General features: G+C 68.1%; 19 protein-coding genes. 7 read left to right on the forward strand and 12 right to left on the reverse strand.

Annotated elements, in window-relative coordinates; genetic code table 11:
• Position 1: 1 nt before the first annotated feature.
• Positions 2–1306, forward strand: coding sequence for an aspartate aminotransferase type Ic (locus tag ACN6M5_RS05635; protein ID WP_434948839.1), 1305 nt, complete (start codon positions 2–4; stop codon positions 1304–1306).
• A complete protein-coding gene (locus tag ACN6M5_RS05640; protein ID WP_434948840.1) occupies positions 1303–1809 on the forward strand; it encodes a GNAT family N-acetyltransferase in 507 nt (168 codons plus the stop codon). Before ACN6M5_RS05635 ends, ACN6M5_RS05640 begins: the two co-directional genes overlap by 4 nt.
• A 79-nt stretch (positions 1810–1888) precedes the next feature.
• On the opposite strand, the gene ACN6M5_RS05645 is transcribed toward ACN6M5_RS05640, so the two are convergent.
• The 6 genes from ACN6M5_RS05645 to trpD all read right to left on the reverse strand — a co-directional run bounded on the left by ACN6M5_RS05645 (position 1889) and on the right by trpD (position 8705).
• The gene (locus tag ACN6M5_RS05645; RefSeq protein ID WP_434948841.1) at positions 1889–3409 is read right to left on the reverse strand and encodes a leucyl aminopeptidase; all 1521 of its coding nucleotides are present in this window, start codon (positions 3407–3409) and stop codon (positions 1889–1891) included.
• 4 nt (positions 3410–3413) lie between these two features.
• Complete coding sequence (locus tag ACN6M5_RS05650; protein ID WP_434948842.1) at positions 3414–5126, reverse strand: MFS transporter; 1713 nt, start codon at positions 5124–5126, stop codon at positions 3414–3416.
• Positions 5127–5226: 100 nt separating this feature from the next.
• Positions 5227–5976, reverse strand: coding sequence for a dihydroxyacetone kinase phosphoryl donor subunit DhaM (dhaM, locus tag ACN6M5_RS05655; RefSeq protein WP_434948843.1), 750 nt, complete (start codon positions 5974–5976; stop codon positions 5227–5229).
• Positions 5969–6607, reverse strand: a complete 639-nt coding sequence (gene dhaL / locus ACN6M5_RS05660; RefSeq protein WP_434948844.1) for a dihydroxyacetone kinase subunit DhaL — start codon at positions 6605–6607, stop codon at positions 5969–5971. Before dhaL ends, dhaM begins: the two co-directional genes overlap by 8 nt.
• Before the next feature lie 26 nt (positions 6608–6633).
• Positions 6634–7635 (reverse strand): dihydroxyacetone kinase subunit DhaK, encoded by a 1002-nt coding sequence (gene dhaK / locus ACN6M5_RS05665; protein ID WP_434948845.1) that lies wholly within the window; start codon positions 7633–7635, stop codon positions 6634–6636.
• Positions 7636–7655: 20 nt separating this feature from the next.
• Positions 7656–8705: an anthranilate phosphoribosyltransferase gene (gene trpD, locus ACN6M5_RS05670; protein ID WP_434948846.1), complete on the reverse strand. Its 1050-nt coding sequence runs from the start codon at positions 8703–8705 to the stop codon at positions 7656–7658.
• A gap of 132 nt (positions 8706–8837) precedes the next feature.
• On the opposite strand from trpD, the gene ctaE reads away from it, so the two are divergent.
• The 5 genes from ctaE (at position 8838) to ACN6M5_RS05695 (ending at position 13956) form a co-directional block, all read left to right on the forward strand.
• Complete coding sequence (ctaE, locus tag ACN6M5_RS05675) at positions 8838–9476, forward strand: aa3-type cytochrome oxidase subunit III (RefSeq protein ID WP_179150703.1); 639 nt, start codon at positions 8838–8840, stop codon at positions 9474–9476.
• Between the two features lie 25 nt (positions 9477–9501).
• Positions 9502–10323 (forward strand): cytochrome bc1 complex diheme cytochrome c subunit, encoded by an 822-nt coding sequence (gene qcrC / locus ACN6M5_RS05680; protein WP_085367918.1) that lies wholly within the window; start codon positions 9502–9504, stop codon positions 10321–10323.
• A 39-nt stretch (positions 10324–10362) separates the two neighbouring features.
• Entirely contained in the window at positions 10363–11436 is a 1074-nt protein-coding gene (gene qcrA, locus ACN6M5_RS05685) for a cytochrome bc1 complex Rieske iron-sulfur subunit (protein WP_434948847.1), read from the forward strand.
• Positions 11433–13052, forward strand: a complete 1620-nt coding sequence (gene qcrB / locus ACN6M5_RS05690) for a cytochrome bc1 complex cytochrome b subunit (RefSeq protein WP_434948848.1) — start codon at positions 11433–11435, stop codon at positions 13050–13052. The genes qcrA and qcrB overlap by 4 nt, the downstream gene beginning before the upstream one ends.
• Positions 13053–13134: 82 nt before the next feature.
• Positions 13135–13956 (forward strand): methyltransferase domain-containing protein, encoded by an 822-nt coding sequence (locus ACN6M5_RS05695; RefSeq protein ID WP_434948849.1) that lies wholly within the window; start codon positions 13135–13137, stop codon positions 13954–13956.
• 6 nt (positions 13957–13962) lie between these two features.
• Here ACN6M5_RS05695 and ACN6M5_RS05700 read toward each other — a convergent pair whose 3' ends face one another.
• The 6 genes from ACN6M5_RS05700 to ACN6M5_RS05725 form a co-directional block, all read right to left on the reverse strand.
• On the reverse strand, positions 13963–14436 hold the full coding sequence (locus ACN6M5_RS05700) for a DUF6194 family protein (protein ID WP_434948850.1): 474 nt from the start codon (positions 14434–14436) through the stop codon (positions 13963–13965).
• Between the two features lie 92 nt (positions 14437–14528).
• The gene (locus ACN6M5_RS05705; protein WP_085367928.1) at positions 14529–14951 is read right to left on the reverse strand and encodes a cytochrome c oxidase subunit 4; all 423 of its coding nucleotides are present in this window, start codon (positions 14949–14951) and stop codon (positions 14529–14531) included.
• Between the two features lie 3 nt (positions 14952–14954).
• Positions 14955–16706, reverse strand: coding sequence for an aa3-type cytochrome oxidase subunit I (ctaD, locus tag ACN6M5_RS05710; protein WP_085367930.1), 1752 nt, complete (start codon positions 16704–16706; stop codon positions 14955–14957).
• A gap of 11 nt (positions 16707–16717) precedes the next feature.
• Positions 16718–17605, reverse strand: a complete 888-nt coding sequence (ctaC, locus tag ACN6M5_RS05715; RefSeq protein WP_434948851.1) for an aa3-type cytochrome oxidase subunit II — start codon at positions 17603–17605, stop codon at positions 16718–16720.
• A 143-nt stretch (positions 17606–17748) separates the two neighbouring features.
• Positions 17749–18105, reverse strand: a complete 357-nt coding sequence (erpA, locus tag ACN6M5_RS05720; RefSeq protein ID WP_085367934.1) for an iron-sulfur cluster insertion protein ErpA — start codon at positions 18103–18105, stop codon at positions 17749–17751.
• A gap of 103 nt (positions 18106–18208) precedes the next feature.
• Entirely contained in the window at positions 18209–19636 is a 1428-nt protein-coding gene (locus tag ACN6M5_RS05725) for a dipeptidase (RefSeq protein WP_434948852.1), read from the reverse strand.
• Between the last annotated feature and the right edge of the window lie 26 nt (positions 19637–19662).

A 19662-nucleotide genomic window follows, 5' to 3' on the forward strand; every position in this document is an offset into this window, starting at 1 on the left:
GATGGTGACTTCCGCGCCATCCGCCCTCGCTGACCTGTCCCCCGACGCCCTCCGCGCCGCTCACGCCGAATTCGCCGCGGCGTACGACGAACTGCGCAGCGCCGGCCTCAAGCTCGATCTCACGCGCGGCAAGCCGTCCGCCGAGCAGCTCGACCTCTCGAACGACCTGCTGCACCTGCCGGACGGCGCGTACCGGGATGCGGCGGGCACCGACCTCCGCAACTACGGCGGAGCGGCAGGGCTGCCCGAGCTGCGCGCGATCTTCTCCGACGCGATGCAGGTCCCCGTCGCCCAGCTCCTCGCGCTCGGGAACGCCAGCCTCACGGTCATGCACGACGTCATCGTCCAGGCGCTGCTGCACGGCGTGCCGGGCGGCGAGCGTCCGTGGGGCGCCCAGCCGATCAGCTTCCTCGCCCCCGTGCCCGGCTACGACAGGCACTTCACGATCTGCGAGCGCTACGGCATCCGCCTCATCCCCGTCCCCCTGAACGACGACGGCCCCGACGTGGATGCGGTGGCCGCCCTGCTCGCCGCCGACGACAGCATCAAGGGAATGTGGTGCGTGCCGGTCTACTCGAACCCGAGCGGGGCGGTGTACTCGGAGGAGGTCGTCCGCGCCCTCGTCTCCCTGCCTGCCGCAGCCGACTTCCGCCTGTTCTGGGACAACGCGTACGCCGTGCACCACCTCACCGACGAGCGCCCGGCGCCGATCGACGTGCTCGCCCTGGCCGCCGAGGCCGGCAACCCCGACCGCCCTCTGGTGTTCGCCTCCACGTCCAAGGTCACCTTCCCCGGCGCGGGCGTCGCGTTCGTCGGCGGCTCGCCCGCCAACGTCGAGTGGATGCTGCACAACCTGTCGGCGCAGAGCATCGGCCCGGACAAACTCAACCAGCTCCGTCACGTCCAGCTGCTCCGCGATGCGAACGGGCTGGCCGCGCAGATGGAGAAGCACCGCGCCATCCTCGAACCGAAGTTCCAGGCCGTGTCCCGTGCGTTCGAGCGCCGGCTCGCGCCGTACGGCGGCGGCACCTGGACGGCACCGAAGGGCGGGTACTTCGTCAGTCTCGACGTGCTCGACGGCTGCGCGAAGCGCGCGGTGCAGCTCGCCGCGGAGGCCGGCATCGCTGTCACCCCCGCCGGTGCGACCTTCCCGTACGGCGACGACCCGCGCGACACGAACATCCGGATCGCGCCGACGTTCCCTCCGCTCGCAGAGCTGGAGACGGCGCTGGACGGGCTCTGCACGGCCATCCTGCTCGCCGAGGCCGAGCTGCTGCTGGCGAACGGCGACGCCGGGCAGGCATGACCGGCTGGACGGTGCGCGCGAGCGTCGAGGACGACTGGCAGGCGTACCGCGCCCTCCGGCTGGAGATGCTCGAGGACACGCCCATCGCGTTCCTCGAGACGCTCGACCACGCCCGCTCCCATCCGGACGAGCACTGGCGCAACCGGGCGGCGAACCCGACGACGACGAGCCGCCTGTTCGCCGCCGTCGCCGACGACGGCCGGTGGCTCGGCACGATGGGCGGCTTCCACGCTACGGGCGCTCCGGCCCCGCACCTGGTGGGCGTCTACATCACGCCGGAGTTCCGCGGCCGCGTGCACGGCATGGCCGACGCGCTCCTGGATGCGGTGATCGCCTGGGCGCGCCCGCGCGGCTCGCGCCTGCTCCTGCAGGTGCACGAGGCCAACACCCCGGCCCAGCGCTTCTACGCCCGCCGCGGCTTCGCCCTCACCGGCAGCACCGTCCCGTACCCGCTCGACCCCAGCACCCGCGAACTCGAGATGTCCCTCCCCCTCCTCCCCTGAAGATCGAGTCCGAACGTATTCACGCGACACGCCGGTGCAGGGCGTGAATAAGTTCGGACTCGATGGCTTGGGAGAGGCGTCAGCGGACGGGGCGGAAGCCGAGCGCGAGGTCGGTCAGGAGGCGGGCGCCGAAGCCCGTTGCACCCTTGGAGCGCCAGGAGTCGTCCGTCTCGGAGTTCATCGTGCCCGCGATGTCGAGATGGGCCCACGGCACACCGTCGACGAACTCGTTGAGGAACAGCGCGGCCGTCGTCGCCCCAGCGAACGGTCCGCCCAGGTTGGCGATGTCCGCGATGTCGGAGTCGAGCGCCTTGCGGTACTTCTTCTCCAGCGGCAGCTGCCACACCTTCTCATCGGTGGCCGCGGCTGCGGCACTGGCCTGGTCGACGAACGCCTGGTCGTTTCCGAACAGCGCGGCGCGGATCGGGCCGAGCGCCATCAGCGCCGCCCCGGTGAGCGTCGCGATGTCCACGATCGCGTCCGGCTTCTCTTCGGCCGCGAGCGCCAGCCCGTCGCACATCGCGAGCCTGCCCTCCGCATCCGTGTTCTTCACCTCGATGGTGGTGCCGTTGCGGGCGGTGAGCACGTCGCCGAGCTTGTACGCGCTGCCGGAGGGCATGTTGTCCGTGCACATCAGGAACGCGGTCACGGTCGTGGTGCAGCCCAGGTCGCGGAGGGCCGTGAAGGCGCCGAAGATCGCCGCAGCCCCTCCCATGTCCATCTTCATCAGCAGGTGCATCGGATCGGACGGCTTGAGGCTGATGCCGCCCGAGTCGTACATGATGCCCTTGCCGACCATCGCCAGGTGCCCGGTCGGCTCGCCGTTCGGGGTGTACCGGAGCTTGATCATGCGCGGCTCCTCCGCACTCCCCGCGTTCACGCCGAGCAGGCCGCCCGTGCCGAGCTCGATCAGCTGCTGCTTGTCGAACACCTCCACCTCGATGCCGAATCGCTCGGCCAGGGAGAGCGCCAGGTCGCCGAAGTCGGTGGCGGTGAGGTGTCCGGGAGGCGTGTTCGCCAGGTCGCGGGCGACGTTCGCTCCCCGCGCGCTGACGACCCCGCTCGGGATGCCCGCCGTCACCCCCGAGGCGTCCACGCCGTCGCCGAGCAGTTCCACCGCCGTGAGCTCGGTCACCTTGGGGTCGCGCTTCAGCTCGCTGAACCGGTAGCGGGCGAGCAGCACGCCCTCCGCCGCCACCTGCCCGACCCGCTCGGCGGGCACGGAGCCGACGTCGGTCAGCCGCAGCCCGATGCGTGCGGACGACGACGCCGCACGGGCGAAGGCGGCGGCCGCGTCGCGCAGTGCGTCCGCGTCGATCCCGGATGCGTCCCCGGTGCCGATCGCGTAGAGCAGCGGCGCAGAGTCCGTCGGCACCAGCAGCGTCTGCCCGGCCTTCCCGTCGAAGCCGGCGCGGGAGAGGGCGTCCCTGTCGAGGCCGATGGACGCATCCACGTCGCCGTCGGAGCCGACCGTGACGCCGACAGCATCCAGGTCGGAGGAGAACGAGGAGACGGCGTCGAAATCGACGACCCGTTCGGGGACGATCGACGGCACGGGGGTGAACGAGCCGGGGATGAGTTTGTACGCGCTGGAAGTCATGGGGTCAGTCCTTCGAGGTTGCGAGGGTGGTCACGGTGTCGCCCTGCTCGGCGACGGGGTCGTCCGGGGACAGGATGTCTTCCGGATCGGACGGTTCGAGCTGCTCGGGCAGGTCGCCGGGTCGGCGCCCGGGCATCCTGCCCGCCGGGATGATCGCGAGGAGCGCGATTCCGGCGAGGCCGAGCAGCGAGATGTTGAGCGCCCGGAGACGTGCGTCGGCGTTCACGGCGACGGCCTCGTCGACCTGCGCGGGTGTCGCGTCCGTGTTCGTCGCTAGGAAGTCCTTCAGGTGATCGTTGGTGACGAAGTTGGCGTCGTCGAGGTTCACCTGCGAGACCAGCGCGGGCGGCAGGGTCGGGTGGTCGGCGAGGCTCGACGAGAGCAGGCCGCCCAGGATCCCGACCGCGAACACGCTCGCCACCGCGATCCCGACACTGCCGGAGAGGTTGTGCACGAGCCCTCGCCAGGCTCCGACATCACCGGCGAGCTTCTTCGGGGCCGCGGAGAGCAGGGTGTTGAAGACCAGGGCGACGATCGAGCCCTGGCCGATGCCGAGCACGATCAGCCCGACGACCACCACGAACTGCTCCCACTCGTTCCGCACGCTGAACGCGAGGATCACGAGCCCGGCCGCGACCACGATGAAGCCGAACCGGGCGAGCACCCGCGGCGAGAAGCGCCTGTAGAGGGTCGCCACGAACGTGCTGGCCACGAAGATCGACAGCGTGTACGGGATGACGGCGATCGAGGTCTCGAAGCTGCTCCTGCCCTGCACCACCTGGATGTACAGCGGGATGAGGAAGTTGGCGGCCGTGCCGACGAAGAGCATCGACCCCATGCAGATCGTCACGGCGCGCTCCGACCCTGTCGCGAGCACGCGCAGGTCGAAGATGCGCGGCTTCTTCTCGGTCTGCCGCCTGCGCAGCCAGACGAAGAAGAGCTGGCCGCCGATGAGGCCGAGCAGGATCAGCACGGGCGCGGGAGACAGCCCGAGGATGGTGAACGGCGCTCCGTCCGTCGCCAGCACGACGCCCCACGGCTCGAGGCCGCTGAAGCCGAAGCTCAGCAGGATGATCGTCACGGCGGCGATCAGCGCTCCGGTCCAGTCGATCGCGAGGTCGCGTTGCGGCGGAACGACTGTGAAGCGGAAGCTGAGCAGGAAGTTGATCACGCCGAGTGCCACGATCAGCCAGAACGACCAGCGCCAGCCGATCGTGGATGCGAACGTGCCGGCGATCAGGAGGGCGAGAACGCCGGCAGCCGGGATGGCGGCGGCGAGGAGCCCGATGGCGGTCGCCTGCTGCTCGCGCTTGTAGTTGGTGGCGATGAACACTGTGAGCGCCGGGGCCACGAGCGCGATCACGGCACCGGACACCGCCTGCGCGATGAACAGCATGGCCGGGGTGACGCTCAGCGCGACCACCGCCATCGCGACCGCGTGGATGACGACCGCGATCTGGAACACCCTCCGGGTGCCGAATCGAGCACCCACCTTCGCACCGAGCAGGATGAACGCCGCCATCGCGAAGGTGCCCGCGGTGATCGCCGTGCCCACCGAGGTCGCGGCCATGTGCAGGTCGGTCGTGATGCCGTGCATCGAGACGGTGAGGGTGTTGACGGCGAACGACGCCTGGATCTGCGTCAGCACGACCACGATGAGCGGCAGCCACGACGTCTTGGCTGCCGTCGTCGGGACTGTGGTAGCGGGTGAGCTCATCGCTCCGCCCTCCTCTGCTGTTCGATTGTCTCCCTGGTGGGAACTGGCTACATTGTGGCCGCGAGGAGGGCGGTCTGTCATTACATGTATTTAGCGGGTTTCAGGCCTCCCCGAAACCGGTCTCGATGAGGGCCGCCAGCGCATCCACTGCGGGCACGCCGTCGTCGTCGGAGGACGCGATCTCCGCCGTCGTTCCCGCCGTCAGACCGAGCGACATGATGCCGAGCAGACTTTTCGCATCCTTGCCGTTGACGGTGACGGACGCGCCGAAGGTGTTCGCGAGTTTCACGAACTCGGCGGCGGGCCTCGCGTGCAGCCCGTCCTTGTTGCGCAGGACGACCTCGCGCACGTAGCGGCCGCCGGGCCCGGCGGATGCGGCAGCACCGGATGCGGGTGCACCGGATGCAGGCGCGGCACCGGATGCTGGCGCGGCACCGGAGGCGGACGACGCCGCCTCCGCCCACGCCGACCGCGCGTTCTCCGCCGCCGCGACGACGGCGGCCAGGTCGGCGCCGCTCTCCGCGGCCACGGCCGCGGCGACACCGCCCTCCACGAACGGCACGTCCACCACGGCCACCTGCGCGCGCTGCTCGTCGGTGAGCAGGTCGAGCACCGTCTCCGCCGTCAGCAGAGCGGAGCCGAGGTCGCTGATGACCACGACCCCTGCCCCGGCCTCGGCATCGCCGACCGCCGCACTGACCTTCGCGAAGCTCGTCCCGATCCCGCCGTCGTCCGTCCCTCCGGCGGCGACGAACCGCACGGACGGTGCCATCTGCCCGGCCAGGGCGACGACCCCCTCCGCCAGCTGCACGCTGTGCGAGACGAACACGATCCCGACGCGCTCAGTCATCGGCTGCCGCCTCCGCCGCAGCGCGCAGCAGGAGCGCGGTCGACTGCGCACCAGGGTCCCGGTGCCCGGCAGACCGCTCCCCGAGGTAGCTCGCGCGCCCCTTGCGGGCGACGAGCGGCTCGGTCGCGACGGCTCCGGCCTCCGCGGCATCCGCGGCCTCGCGCAGGACGTCGGCGGCAGACGCCCCGGCCTCCTGCGCCGCCCTGGCCGCATCGACCGCCGGCGTCCAGGCGTCGATCATGGTCTTGTCGCCGACCTCGGCCTTGCCGCGCGACACGATGCCGTCGCGGGCGGCGGCGAGCACGGCGACGAGCGTCGCGGCGTCGATCTCCGTCGCGTCGCCGATCGGGTCCCCCGCCTTCAGGAACGCCGTGCCGTAGAGCGGGCCGGATGCGCCGCCGACGGTGGAGATGAGGGTCATGGCGATCGACCGGAACGCCGCGTTCGGCGTCGCGTCGTCCGGCAGCTTCCCGAGCGCATCCACCACGGCGTGCATGCCGCGATCCATGTTCTCGCCGTGGTCGCCGTCGCCGATCTCGCGGTCGAGCGTGTTCAGCTCGTGCTTGTGCTCGGCGATGACCGCCGCAGCGGCCGTCATCCAGGCCTTCACCCAGTTCGTGTCGAGCGCCATGAGCGCCTCCTCTCCTCGTCGATTCTCTAGAGTCCCCAGCGGAGTGCGGCGGTGTGCACCGGCGCATCCCAGAGGGCGGTCAGTTCGTCGTCCAGCTTCAGCACCGAGATGGATGCGCCCTGCATCTCCAACGAGGTGACCAGGCTGCCGACGAGGGAACGGCCGAGCGTGATGCCGCGTTCGTCCAGGATCTGTGCAGCGCGCCGGAACACGATGTACAGCTCGGACAGCGGGGTGCCGCCCATCCCGTTGACGAACAGCAGCACGGAGTCGCCGGAGGAGAACGGCAGATCGTCGAGGATCGCCGCCATCATCCTGTCCACCAGGGCGTCGGCCGGCTGCACCTTCACCCGCTCGCGCCCAGGCTCGCCGTGGATGCCGACACCGAACTCGATCTCGTCGTCCGCGAGGTCGAAGCCCGGCTCTCCGGCGTGCGGCACCGTACCCGCGGAGAGCGCGAGACCGATCGACCGGACGTTGGCGTTCACCCGCTCGGCGATGGCGGTGACCCCGGCGAGGTCGTCTCCTCTGTCGGCAGCGGCTCCGGCCATCTTCTCGACGAGCACGGTGCCGGCCACGCCGCGGCGGCCCGCCGTGTACAGGGAGTCCTGCACGGCGACGTCGTCGTTGGTGACCACCGAGGTGACCGTGATGCCCTCCGCGGCGACCAGGTCGGCCGCCGTCTCGAAGTTCAGCACGTCCCCTGTGTAGTTCTTGACGATGTGCAGCACCCCCGCCCCGCCGTCGGCCGCCTTGGTGGCCTCGACGATCGGCATGGGCGTCGGGGACGTGAAGACCTCGCCGGGGACGGCGGCGTCCAGCATCCCTTTGCCGACGAATCCGGCGTGGAGGGGTTCGTGACCGCTTCCGCCGCCGCTGATCAGGCCGACCTTGCCCTGCACAGGACCGTCGGCCCTGGACACGAAACGCGGGTCGTGGGACACCTTCACGATGTCCGAGTGAGCTCGGGCGAATCCGTCGAGGGATTCGTCCACGACGTCGGGTACGCCGTTGATGAGCTTCTTCATCGAAACCCTTTCCACTGCTGTCAGTGCGTCGCCGCTATCCATTCCTCGAGCTTCGCGGCCGCAGCCCCGGAGTCGATCGCTTCGGCGGCGATCGCCATTTGCGAACGGAACCGATCCAGGATGGCTTCCTGAACCCTCGACGGGTCGGACGCGAGCTCGTATGCCACGAGCCCTGCCGCCGCGTTGAGCAACACGATGTCGCGCACGGGGCCTGTCTCGCCCGCCAGCACGGCACGTACGACGCCGGCGTTGTACGCGGCGTCCTTTCCGAGCAGATCGCTCATCTTCGCGCGCGGGATGCCCAGATCGCGCGGATCGATGTCGTGCTCGGTGACGAGGCCCCTGGAGACCTCCCAGACATGGCTGTGGCCGGTGGTCGACAGCTCGTCGAGGCCGTCGTCCCCGCGGAAGACGAGCGCCGTCGCGCCTCTGGTCTGGAAGACGCCGACGAACAGGGGAACGCGGTCGAGCGTCGCGACGCCGACGGCGGACGCTTCCGGTCTGGCCGGGTTGCAGAGCGGGCCGAGGTAGTTGAAGACGGTGGGGACGCCGAGCTGTGCGCGCACGGGCGCCGCATTGGCGAATCCGGGGTGGAAGGCGCTCGCGAAGGCGAACGTGATCCCTGCGCGTTCGAGCACGTCGGCGACCTTCTCCGCGGGAAGCGTGAGGTCGATCCCGAGCGCCGCGAGCACGTCGGACGACCCGGAGGACGAGCTGGCCGCCCTGTTCCCGTGCTTGATCACCGGCACGCCGGCCGCGGCAGCGACGATGGATGCGGTGGTCGACACGTTCACGGTGCCGAACCTGTCGCCTCCCGTGCCGACGATGTCGAGCGCCATCGGGTCGACGGGGAGGGCGACCGCGTGGTCGAGGATCGCATCCCGGAACCCGACGATCTCGTCGACGGTCTCGCCTTTCGCACGCAGCGCGATGAGGAATCCGGCGACCTGGGCCTCCGTCGCCTCGCCGGTCATGACCTGGTCCATCGCCCACGCCGCGTCCGCCACGCTGAGGTCTTCTCCGGCGAGAAGCGTGGTGAGCACGGACGACCAGGACTGCATTTCCGACATGTACCGATCCTACTGAGCGGGCGACCAGGTGCGACAACCCGCGTGGAACCGGCGAATTTAGGGCATCCTAACCAAATTTAACCCCCATTCCGGCCTGTCGGATGAGAAAACCACGGCTTCTTTTCAGCCATAATGGTTACCGTGACGAGCACCTCAATATCTCCTACGGCGAGTGCGCCTACGATCAACCGGCCCAATGTCGTGGCCGTCGGCACCATTGTCTGGCTGGGCAGTGAGGTCATGTTCTTCGCGGGCTTGTTCGCGATCTACTTCACCCTCAAGTCCACGTCTCCCGACCTGTGGGCGGCCGAGACGGCGCACCTCAACATCCCGTACTCGCTGACGAACACGATCATCCTGGTCGCCAGTTCGTTCACCTGCCAGTTCGGCGTGTTCGCGGCGGAGCGCCTGCAGCCGCGTGCCACGGGTTGGAGCCCGGTCAAGTGGGGCATGGTCGAGTGGTTCACGCTCTCATACGCGCTCGGCGCGATCTTCGTCTCCGGGCAGATCCTCGAGTACGCGACGCTCGTCTCCGAGGGCATCTCCCTCAGCTCCAACGCATACGGGTCGGCGTTCTACCTGACCACCGGCTTCCACGGCCTCCACGTCACGGGCGGCCTCATCGCGTTCCTCCTCGTCATCGGCCGCGCGTTCGCGGTCAAGACCTTCGGCCACAAGGAGGCGACGAGCGCCATCGTCGTCTCGTACTACTGGCACTTCGTCGACGTCGTGTGGATCGGACTGTTCGCGGTCATCTACATCATCAGATAGAACAACAGGAGCTGACCCCACCACCATGCGTCCGAATATCCGTACCAAGACGAAGACAGTCCGCAAGGGCGGCCGTCGTCATCCCCTCGCCACCGTCGCGCTGATCGCCGTCGGCCTCGGCCTCACCGGAGGCGCGTACGCGGCGTTCAACACGACCACCGCCTCCGCAGAGACCCAGCAGGTCCAGGCCGCGTCCCAGGACACGGTCGACCAGGGCAAGAAGCTCTTCCAGTCGAACTGCGCCACCTGCCACGGCCTCGACGCCCAGGGAACGGTCAACGCGCCGAGCCTCATCGGCGTCGGCGCAGCGTCCGTCGACTTCCAGGTCGGCACCGGCCGCATGCCGATGCAGATGCAGGGCCCGCAGGCGCCCGAGAAGCCGGTCCAGTTCACCGACGAGCAGGTCAAGCAGCTCGCGGCGTACGTCGCCTCCCTGGCTCCCGGCCCGTCCATCCCGGAGCAGAAGTACCTCGACGGCAAGGGCGACGCCGCGAACGGCGCAGAGCTCTTCCGCATCAACTGCGCGATGTGCCACAACGTGGCCGGCGCCGGTGGTGCACTCACCGAGGGCAAGTACGCTCCCCCGCTCACCGGCGTGAGCGCCCAGCACATCTACGAGGCCATGGTCACCGGTCCGCAGAACATGCCCGTGTTCAACGACCTCAACATCACGCCCCAGGGCAAGGCCGACATCATCACGTACCTCAAGTACATCCAGAACAACCCGTCGCCCGGCGGCTTCGAGCTCGGTTCGCTCGGCCCGGTCGCGGAGGGTCTCTTCCTCTGGATCTTCGGACTCGGCGCCATCGTCGCGCTGACCGTCTGGATCACGGCGAAGTCGAACTAGCCGGTACTCGGGACATGTCACAGCGTAAGAAGGAGAACAATGGCACACGACGATAACAGCGGTCACGAGCTGACCTCTGCCAGTTCGTCAGCCGTCGACGTGCACAGGACGGGCGACCCGGGAACGGCGCTGATCATCCGCGACGAGCTGGAGAACCCCGGCTTCCCGCCGCACCGGCCACGCGTCACCGACCTCGACCCGAAGAAGGAGCGTCGGGCAGAGCGGACCGTCTACACGCTGTTCTACCTGTCGATCGTCGGAAGCGTCTGGGCCGTCGCGGCATACATGGCCTTCCCGATCAACGACAACGACCCGGGTTCCGTCCGTCTGAACAACCTGTTCATCGGTGTCGGGATCGCGCTCGCCCTCCTCGCCATCGGTATCGGCGCCGTGCACTGGGGCAAGGCCCTCATGCACGAGAAGGAGGGCGTCGACCTCCGTCACCCGGTCCGTGGATCGGAGACCACCACCGAGCGCGCGGCCGAGATCTTCCGCCAGGCAGACGAGGAGTCCGGCTTCAGCCGTCGCGTCCTCGTCCGCAACAGCCTGATCGGCGCGCTCATCGCCTTCCCGCTCCCGGCCGTCGTGCTCTTCCGCGGACTCGCTCCGCAGAACGAGGACCCGGTGGAGCTGCTCTCGCAGACGATGTGGGCCAAGGGCACCCGCCTCACCCGTGACCCGTCCGGCACGCCCATCAAGGCCGCGGACGTCACGCTCGGCAGCGCCTTCCACGTCATCCCCGAGGGGCTGAACGAGAAGGAGAACCGTCTCGAGGAGAAGGCAAAGGCCGCTGTCCTCCTCATGCGCCTCAAGCCCGAAGACCTCCACGTCTCCAAGGGCCGCGAGGACTGGAACTACGACGGAATCGTCGCGTACTCCAAGATCTGCACGCACGTCGGGTGCCCCGTCGCACTCTACGAGCAGCAGACCCACCACCTTCTGTGCCCGTGCCACCAGTCGCAGTTCGACATCACGCACGAGGCCGAGGTGATCTTCGGCCCGGCCAAGCGTCCGCTGCCGCAGCTGCCGATCACCGTGGACGCCGATGGCTATCTGGTCGCTCGCAGCGACTTCACCGAGCCTGTCGGCCCGAGCTTCTGGGAGCGTCATTGAGCACCACGACCGCCGCACCTGCCGCGGCACAAGCACCGGCCAAGAAGGGCGGGTTCACGGCAGCAGCCGCGAACTACCTGGAAGACCGCACCAGCATCTCGGGCGCCGTCAAGGAGTTCGGTCGCAAGATCTTCCCCGACCACTGGTCCTTCCTCCTCGGTGAGGTCGCCCTCTACTCGTTCATCGTCATCCTGCTCTCCGGAACGTTCCTGACGTTCTTCTTCCAGGCGTCGATGGCCGAGGTCGTCTACCACGGCTCGTACGTCCCGCTGAAGGGCGTCGAGATGTCGGCCGCGATGTCGAGCACGCTCAACATCTCGTTCGAGATCCGCGGTGGACTGCTCATGCGCCAGATCCACCACTGGGCCGCTCTGCTCTTCGTCGCCGCCATCGGCCTGCACATGCTCCGCATCTTCTTCACGGGTGCGTTCCGCAAGCCGCGCGAGCTCAACTGGGTGATCGGCTTCGTGCTCTTCATCCTCGCGATGGCAGAGGGCTTCACCGGATACTCGCTCCCCGACGACCTGCTCTCGGGCAACGGCCTCCGCATCATCGACGGTCTGATCAAGGGTCTCCCCGTGGTCGGCACCTGGATCTCGTTCCTCCTCTTCGGCGGCGAGTTCCCCGGCACCGCGATCGTCGGACGTCTGTACACGCTGCACATCCTGTTGCTGCCTGCGCTGGTGCTCGCGTTCATCGCGCTGCACCTGATGTTCGTGGTCATCCACAAGCACACCCAGTACGCGGCTCCCGGCCGCACGCAGGGCAACGTGGTCGGCTACCCGGTCCTCCCGGTCTACGCGGCCAAGGCCGGCGGATTCTTCTTCATCGTGTTCGGTGTCGTCGCCCTCATGGCGTCGTTCTTCACCATCAACCCGATCTGGAACTACGGCCCGTACGACCCGTCACCGGTCTCCGCGGGAACGCAGCCTGACTGGTACATCGGCTTCGCCGACGGCGCTCTGCGTCTGGTGCCACCGGGCTGGGAGTTCGTCTGGCTGGACCGCACCTGGTCGTTCAACATCATCGTGCCCGTCGCGATCCTGGGTCTGTTCATCGTGACCGTCCTGATCTACCCCTTCATCGAAGCGTGGATCACGGGCGACAAGCGCGAGCACCACATCCTGGACCGTCCGCGCAACGCCGCCACCCGCACCGCCATCGGCGCGGCCGGTGTCACGTTCTACGCGGTCTTCTGGGCGGCGGCCAGCTCGGACATCATCGCGACGCACTTCAAGCTCACGATGGAGGGCGTCATCCACGCCCTGCAGGCCCTGCTCATCCTCGGCCCGATCATCGCCTACTTCGTCACGAAGCGCGTCTGCCTCGCGCTGCAGAAGAAGGACCGCTCGATCGCGCTGCACGGCTACGAGTCCGGCCGCATCGTCAAGCTCCCCGGCGGCGAGTTCATCGAGGTGCACGAGCAGCTCGACGAGTACGAGCTGTGGCGCCTGGTCAGCTTCGAGAGCTACGAGCCGCTGATGATCCGCCCGAACAGCAAGGGCAAGATCACCGTCGGCAACCGGATGCGCGCAAGCATGTCCCGCTGGTTCTTCGAGGACAGGATCGTCCCGCCCACCAAGAGCGAGCTCGAGTCCGGCCACGGACACCACTGAGCCGCACCAGCTCCCCCGACGTGAAAGCGCCGGCCGCGATCTTCGCGCCGGCGCTTTCGCGCATCCAGACGAGAGGCCGAGAATGAGCACGACCGACGGCGATCCGCTGTCCCGGCTGGCGGACTGGCTGCGCTGCACGGTCTGTGCGGAGCCGCTGGAGCCCGCTGGACGTCTCAGACTCGCCTGCGTGCGTGCTCATAGCTTCGACGTGAACAAACGCGGCTACGTGACGCTCCTGCCCGCGGGAACCAAAGTGCAGGGCGACAGTGCCGCCATGCTCGACGCCCGGGATGCGGTGCTCGAGAGCGACACGTACGCCGCGGTCGCCGCGGCGGTGGCACACGCGTCGACCGGCCCCCGCATCCTCGACGCCGGCGCGGGCACCGGCTACTACCTCCGGGCAGCGCTGGCCGAGCATCCGGCGGCGCACGGGCTCGCGATGGACCTCTCCCCCGCCGCCGTCGCCCGTGCCTCCCGCAGCTCCGACCGGATCGACGGCCTCGTCGCCGACACCTGGCAACCGCTCCCGGTGCGCACCGGCGCGGCCGACACGGTGCTCGACGTGTTCGCCCCGCGCAACCTCCCCGAGTTCCACCGGGTGCTCCGGCCGGGCGGCACGCTCGTCGTCGTGGTGCCCCGGGCCGATCACCTGGCCGAGCTGCGCGCCACCGGCGCCATGCTCGACGTTCCCGCCGACAAGGCGGACGACCTGATCGCGTCCGCACAGCCCCTGTTCGCCCTCCAGACGCGCGAACACGTGGCCCAGGCTCTGACACTCGACGACGCTCTGCGCGCGGCCCTGGTCGGCATGGGACCCTCCGCACACCACGGGAGCGCGTCCCCCGTCGACGACGTGGAGACCGCGACCCTCTCCGTCGACGTCCTCCGCTTCACGCGCCGCTAGCTGCCGCTAGCTGCCGCTTGCCCCGCGGCGCTCGACGCGCTGCCGGTCGGCGTCGTGCGCATCCCGGAGTGCCGCTATGGCAAGCGCCGTCGTGCGCTCCCCCGGGTTCACCACCGCGACCCAGCCGTACGCGCCGTACAGCGGATGCGGCAGGAACACGTCGGTCTCGCCATAGTCAACCGTCTCGGCGTCGATGTCCTCCGGCGCGGAACCCACGAGCTCGGTGAACAGGCGCGGCCCCGTATGGATGTTCAGCCTCCACCGGTCGGGCTCGGACAGCCGGGAGGCGGTGTCGTCCGGGTAGTCCTTCGTGACGATGGTGGCGTACGGCTGCCTGTTCTGCGGCACCGCGCCATCCGGGGCGTAGTAGAAGAAGTGGTCGCCCCAGGACAGCTCCGGATGCTCGCCCCCCGGTTGCGGCGCCAGCTCCAGCACCCCGGGCAGACTCCGGAGTTCGGTGAGGATCAGCTCCATGCTCATGCTCCCAGTCTTGCGCGTCCCCCCGGGAACGCGAAAGCGCCGCACCCCGAACGGGATGCGGCGCTCCGTGCGTGCCGGCGCGTGCCGATGACTCAGCGCGCGAAGTATCCGCGGTAGTACTCGTAGGTCCAGCCGACGATGCAGATGAGCGCGAAGGCCACACCGATGAAGCAGATCCAGAAGCCGACCGCGAGGCCGAGCATCACGAGACCGGCGCCGAAGGCGAGGGCCACCGGCCACCAGCTCCACGGGCTGAAGTGCCCGAGCTCCGGGTCGCCGTCGTCGATGTTGGCATCGAGGCGGTCCTCCGGGAGCTCACCGCCCTGCGAGGCGTGCGAACGGCCGACGTAGAAGGCGATGAAGGCGGCCAGGATCGCGCTCAGCAGCAGCGCGACGGTGCCGACCCACTCGACCTTCATGTGCATCGGGTCAAGCAGGCTCCACACCGTGTACACGATGGCGGAGAGCAGGAAGAAGATCGACAGAATCCAGAAGAGGATCGCGTTGGCTCTCATGGGTTACTTCACCTCGTTGTTCGCGATGTCGAGCACGGGGGCGTCAGGAGCGTCCTTCGCACCGCCGACACCGATCGGGATGCCGGCCTCCGGGTGGTTCAGGTCGAACGCGGGAGACTCCGAACGGATGCGCGGGATCGACGTGAAGTTGTGGCGGGGCGGCGGGCAGCTGGTGGCCCACTCGAGCGAGCGGCCGTAGCCCCACGGGTCGTTGACCGTGACCTTGGGAGCGTTGCGCGCCGTGAGGTACACGTTCACGAAGAACGGGATCATCGAGACGGCCAGGATTCCGGCGCCGATGGACGACAGCTGGTTCATCCAGGTGAAGCCGTCGGACGGCAGGTACGTGGCGTACCGACGCGGCATGCCGACGACACCCAGCCAGTGCTGCACGAGGAACGTGGTGTGGAAGCCGATGAACAGCAGCCAGAAGTGCCACTTGCCGAGGCGGTCGTTGAGCATCTTGCCGGTCCACTTCGGCCACCAGAAGTAGAAGCCGGCGAACATCGCGAACACGACGGTGCCGAAGACCACGTAGTGGAAGTGCGCGACGACGAAGTACGTGTCGGACACGTGGAAGTCGAGCGGCGGGGACGCCAGGATGACACCGGTCAGACCACCGAATGTGAAGGTGATCAGGAAGCCGATCGACCACAGCATCGGGGACTCGAACGTGAGCGAGCCACGCCACATGGTGCCGATCCAGTTGAAGATCTTCACGCCGGTCGGGACCGCGATGAGCATCGTCATCAGCGAGAACCAGGGCAGCAGGACCGAGCCGGTCACGTACATGTGGTGCGCCCACACGGTGACGGACAGGGCGGCGATGGCGATCGTCGCGTAGATGAGGGTCTTGTATCCGAAGATCGGCTTGCGGCTGAACACCGGGAAGATCTCGGACACGATGCCGAAGAACGGCAGCGCGATGATGTAGACCTCCGGGTGACCGAAGAACCAGAACAGGTGCTGCCAGAGCAGGGCTCCGCCGTTGGCCGCGTCGTAGATGTGCGCGTCGAAGACACGGTCGGCCGCGAGGGCGAACATGGCGGCGGCGAGCACCGGGAAGGCCATCAGCACGAGGATCGAGGTGACCAGCGTGTTCCAGGTGAAGATCGGCATGCGGAACATGGTCATGCCGGGGGCGCGCATCGTGATGATGGTGGTGATGAAGTTCACGGCGCCGAGGATCGTTCCGAAGCCGGACAGACCGAGGCCGACCACCCACAAGTTGCCGCCGATGCCTGGTGAGAACGTGGTACTCGATAGTGGCGCATAGGCGAACCAGCCGAACGATGCCGCACCCTGCGGGGTGAGGAAGCCTGCGACCGCGATCAGCGATCCGAAGGAGTAGAACCAGTACGCCAGCGCGTTCAGACGCGGGAACGCGACGTCAGGAGCACCGATCTGCAACGGCATGAGCACGTTGGCGAAGCCGGCGAACAGCGGCGTCGCGAACATGAGCAGCATGATCGTGCCGTGCATGGTGAAGAGCTGGTTGTACTGCTCCTTGGTCTGCACGACCTCCAGTCCGGGCTCGAACAGCTGAGCACGGATGATGAGCGCCATCACACCGCCGATGAGGAAGTAGATGAACGACGAGATCAGGTACATGTACCCGATCGTCTTGTGGTCGGTCGACGTGATGTAGTTCACGAGGATGTTGCCCTTGCGCTCCACCTGGTTGGCGCCGAGGGCCGGATTGGCCTTCGGTGCCGGCGCCGTGGTGGCCGCTGGGGCCGGTGCTGTCGTCGTCATTCGTGGATGCCCTACTCGTTACCCTTGGGAGCGCCCGTTCCGGGCAGGTTCTGATTACGGTCGTACTCGGAGCCCAGCTGGCCCTCGAAGCCCTTGTCGCGGAGGCTCTTGATGTGGGCGTCGTACTCGTCCTGCGGAACGATCTTCACGTTGAAGAGCATCGCAGAGTGGTACTCGCCGCAGAGCTCGGCACACTTTCCGACGAAGGTGCCGGTGCGGCCGGTCGTCTCGAAGTACATGTAGTTGGTCTTGCCCGGGATGATGTCTTTCTTGTAGAGCATCGCGGGAACCCAGAACGAGTGGATCACGTCGCGCGAGTCGAGCTGGATCGTGATCTTCTTGCCCTCGGGCAGGTAGAGGGTGGGGATCTCGCCCTCCTGCACGGAACCGGGGGTGGCGCTCGCGTCGTCCGGCTGCACCTGGATGCCCGGGTCGTAGACGTTGTCGCTCACGTAGTTGAAGTCCCACGCCCACTGCTTGGCGTAGACCTGGATCTTGAGGTCCGGCTTGGCGTACGGCTGCTCGATCGCGTTCTGGTCCCTCGCCGTGAAAGCGAAGAAGCCGAGGACGAGGATGAGCGGCACGATCGTGTAGAAGATCTCGATCGGCATGTTGTAGCGCATCTGGACCGGGAGACCGGTCTGACCCGTACGGCGGCGGTACACGATGACCGCCCAGACGATGAGACCCCAGACGATCACGCCCACGATGAGGAGGACGATCCAGCTCGTCACCCACAGACCGCTGATGCGCTCGGTGTGGTTGGTGACGGGCTCCTTACCCTCGACGAATCCGGGAAGGAATCCGTTCAGCTGTGCCTGCGTGCATCCCGCAAGAACGACGACGAGCGTCGCTGCGATCGGGATGGCAGCCCATCGGAGACGGCGATTGTGACGCACCGGTGACCTTTCGAGTGACTCATGGACAGTTCACACGTAACTGTATTTGGCTGTATCCACCCTACTCCGCCGCACGCGCCGATTTGAACAGAAAGGGCCGCCCCGATGGGGCGGCCCTCAACCTTTTCGTGTGTTATAGCGACTCAGTGGAACGAGTCTCCACAGGCGCACGAACCGGATGCGTTGGGGTTGTCGATCGTGAAGCCCTGCTTCTGGATGGTGTCCTCGAAGTCGATGGACGCGCCATCCAGGTACGGGACGCTCATCTTGTCGACGATGACCTCGACGCCGTCGAAGTCGACGGTCGCGTCGCCGTCGAGCATGCGCTCGTCGAAGTAGAGCTGGTAGATCAGGCCGGAGCATCCACCGGGCTGGACGGCGACGCGCAGACGCAGGTCGTCGCGGCCCTCCTGCTCGAGCAGGCTCCTGACCTTGCTCGCCGCGGCATCGGACAGCCCGACGCCGTGCGCCTTCGTCTCGGTCAGCGTTGTGTCGGTCATGGGACTCCTCTTACGGGTCTTGTTCGGACTTCTGGACGAAATCTGGGACGATTCTACGTCGGAAAACCGGGAAATCGCCCCGGGCATTCCGCAATCGGCGCGACTACGCCCCCGTGCGGGCGTCGAGCCGCGCGAGGAGCAGGGCCTCGGCGAGGATCGCGCGCTTGAAGACGCCGAGGTGCAGGGACTCGTTAGGGCTGTGCGCACGGGAGTCGGGGTCTTCGACGCCGGTGACCAGGATCTGCGCCTCCGGGAACTCGCGGACCAGGTCGGCGATGAACGGGATGGACCCTCCGATGCCGGTCTCGACCGCTTCCTTTCCCCAGGCGTCCGTCATCGCCCGCTTGGCCTCCGTCGCCGCCCAGCCGTTGGTGTCGACCAGGAAGGCCTCCCCGGTGTCGACGTCGTCGATGGCGACGTGCGCCCCGAACGGCGCTTTGGCGCGCAGGTGGCGCTCCAGGGCCGCATACGCGTCCGCAGCCGGCTGGCCGGGAGCCACGCGCGCGCTGATCCGCACGGAGACGCTCGGCAGCAGGGTGTTGGATGCGTTGGCGACGCTCGGGGCGTCGATGCCGGTGACCGTGATGGTCGGCTGCGACCACATCCTGGACAGGATGGGGCCGGTGCCGATCGGCGTCACGCCGTCGAGCAGCGCCGCCTCCTCGCGGAACTGCTCCTCGCTGAGGGCGGGCGGCTCCGCCGCGTCCGACCTGGCGGTGAAGCCGTCGACGGCCACGGAGCCGTTGTCGTCGTGCAGGGTGGCGAGCAGCTTGACCATGGCGAGCATCGCATCCGGTGCTGCTCCCCCGTACATGCCGGAGTGCGACGCGTGCTCGAGGGCGGAGACGGTGAGCCGGAAGGTCACGTTGCCGCGCAGCGACACGGTGAGCGCCGGGGTGTCGACGTCGACGTTGTCCGAGTCGGCGACCACGATCACGTCCGCTTCGAGCGCCGCCTTGTTCTGCTCCAGGAAGTTGGCGAAGGAGCGGGAGCCGAACTCCTCCTCCCCCTCGATGAACACCGCGAGGCCGAGGTCGAAGTCGTTGCCGAGCGCATCCACGATGGCGCGCACGCTCGCGACGTGCGCCATCACGCCCGCCTTGTCGTCCGCCGCCCCGCGGCCGTACATCCGGTCTCCGCGCACGGTCGGCTCGAACGGCGGCGTGTTCCAGTCCTCGTCCTTGCCCTGCGGCTGCACGTCGTGGTGGGCGTAGAGCAGCACGGTCGGGCGCCCGTTCTTCGCCGCCCGGGTGGCGAGCACCGCAGGCTGGCCGGACTCCTCGCCGTCTCCGATCGGCGCGCGCTTGATCTCCACGCTCTCGAACGCCCCCGTGTCGCGCAGCAGCGTCGCGACGGCGTCGGCGCTGGCCGCGACGTTCGCCGGGTCGAACGCCGACCAGGACACCGACGGGATGCGCACGAGCGCTGCCAGATCGGCGACGGTCGACGGCAGGGCGGCCTCCACGCTGGAGCGCACCGCCTCCTCCGCTGCTGTGGGTTCGGTGGGCGGGGTCTGCTGTCCGTTCGTCATGACGGTAATCTTAAGCGGACCCCACT

This window comes from Leifsonia araucanica, assembly GCF_051161895.1.
Taxonomy (GTDB): Bacteria; Actinomycetota; Actinomycetes; order Actinomycetales; family Microbacteriaceae; genus Leifsonia.

Coding starts and splice junctions, on each gene's coding strand:
- ACN6M5_RS05635 (WP_434948839.1), top strand. CDS start 2: ATGGTGACTTCCGCGCCATCCGCCCTCGCTGACCTGTCCCCCGACGCC.
- ACN6M5_RS05640 (WP_434948840.1), top strand. CDS start 1,303: ATGACCGGCTGGACGGTGCGCGCGAGCGTCGAGGACGACTGGCAGGCG.
- ACN6M5_RS05645 (WP_434948841.1), bottom strand. CDS start 3,409: ATGACTTCCAGCGCGTACAAACTCATCCCCGGCTCGTTCACCCCCGTG.
- ACN6M5_RS05650 (WP_434948842.1), bottom strand. CDS start 5,126: ATGAGCTCACCCGCTACCACAGTCCCGACGACGGCAGCCAAGACGTCG.
- dhaM (WP_434948843.1), bottom strand. CDS start 5,976: ATGACTGAGCGCGTCGGGATCGTGTTCGTCTCGCACAGCGTGCAGCTG.
- dhaL (WP_434948844.1), bottom strand. CDS start 6,607: ATGGCGCTCGACACGAACTGGGTGAAGGCCTGGATGACGGCCGCTGCG.
- dhaK (WP_434948845.1), bottom strand. CDS start 7,635: ATGAAGAAGCTCATCAACGGCGTACCCGACGTCGTGGACGAATCCCTC.
- trpD (WP_434948846.1), bottom strand. CDS start 8,705: ATGTCGGAAATGCAGTCCTGGTCGTCCGTGCTCACCACGCTTCTCGCC.
- ctaE (WP_179150703.1), top strand. CDS start 8,838: ATGGTTACCGTGACGAGCACCTCAATATCTCCTACGGCGAGTGCGCCT.
- qcrC (WP_085367918.1), top strand. CDS start 9,502: ATGCGTCCGAATATCCGTACCAAGACGAAGACAGTCCGCAAGGGCGGC.
- qcrA (WP_434948847.1), top strand. CDS start 10,363: ATGGCACACGACGATAACAGCGGTCACGAGCTGACCTCTGCCAGTTCG.
- ACN6M5_RS05695 (WP_434948849.1), top strand. CDS start 13,135: ATGAGCACGACCGACGGCGATCCGCTGTCCCGGCTGGCGGACTGGCTG.
- ACN6M5_RS05700 (WP_434948850.1), bottom strand. CDS start 14,436: ATGAGCATGGAGCTGATCCTCACCGAACTCCGGAGTCTGCCCGGGGTG.
- ACN6M5_RS05705 (WP_085367928.1), bottom strand. CDS start 14,951: ATGAGAGCCAACGCGATCCTCTTCTGGATTCTGTCGATCTTCTTCCTG.
- ctaD (WP_085367930.1), bottom strand. CDS start 16,706: ATGACGACGACAGCACCGGCCCCAGCGGCCACCACGGCGCCGGCACCG.
- erpA (WP_085367934.1), bottom strand. CDS start 18,105: ATGACCGACACAACGCTGACCGAGACGAAGGCGCACGGCGTCGGGCTG.
- ACN6M5_RS05725 (WP_434948852.1), bottom strand. CDS start 19,636: ATGACGAACGGACAGCAGACCCCGCCCACCGAACCCACAGCAGCGGAG.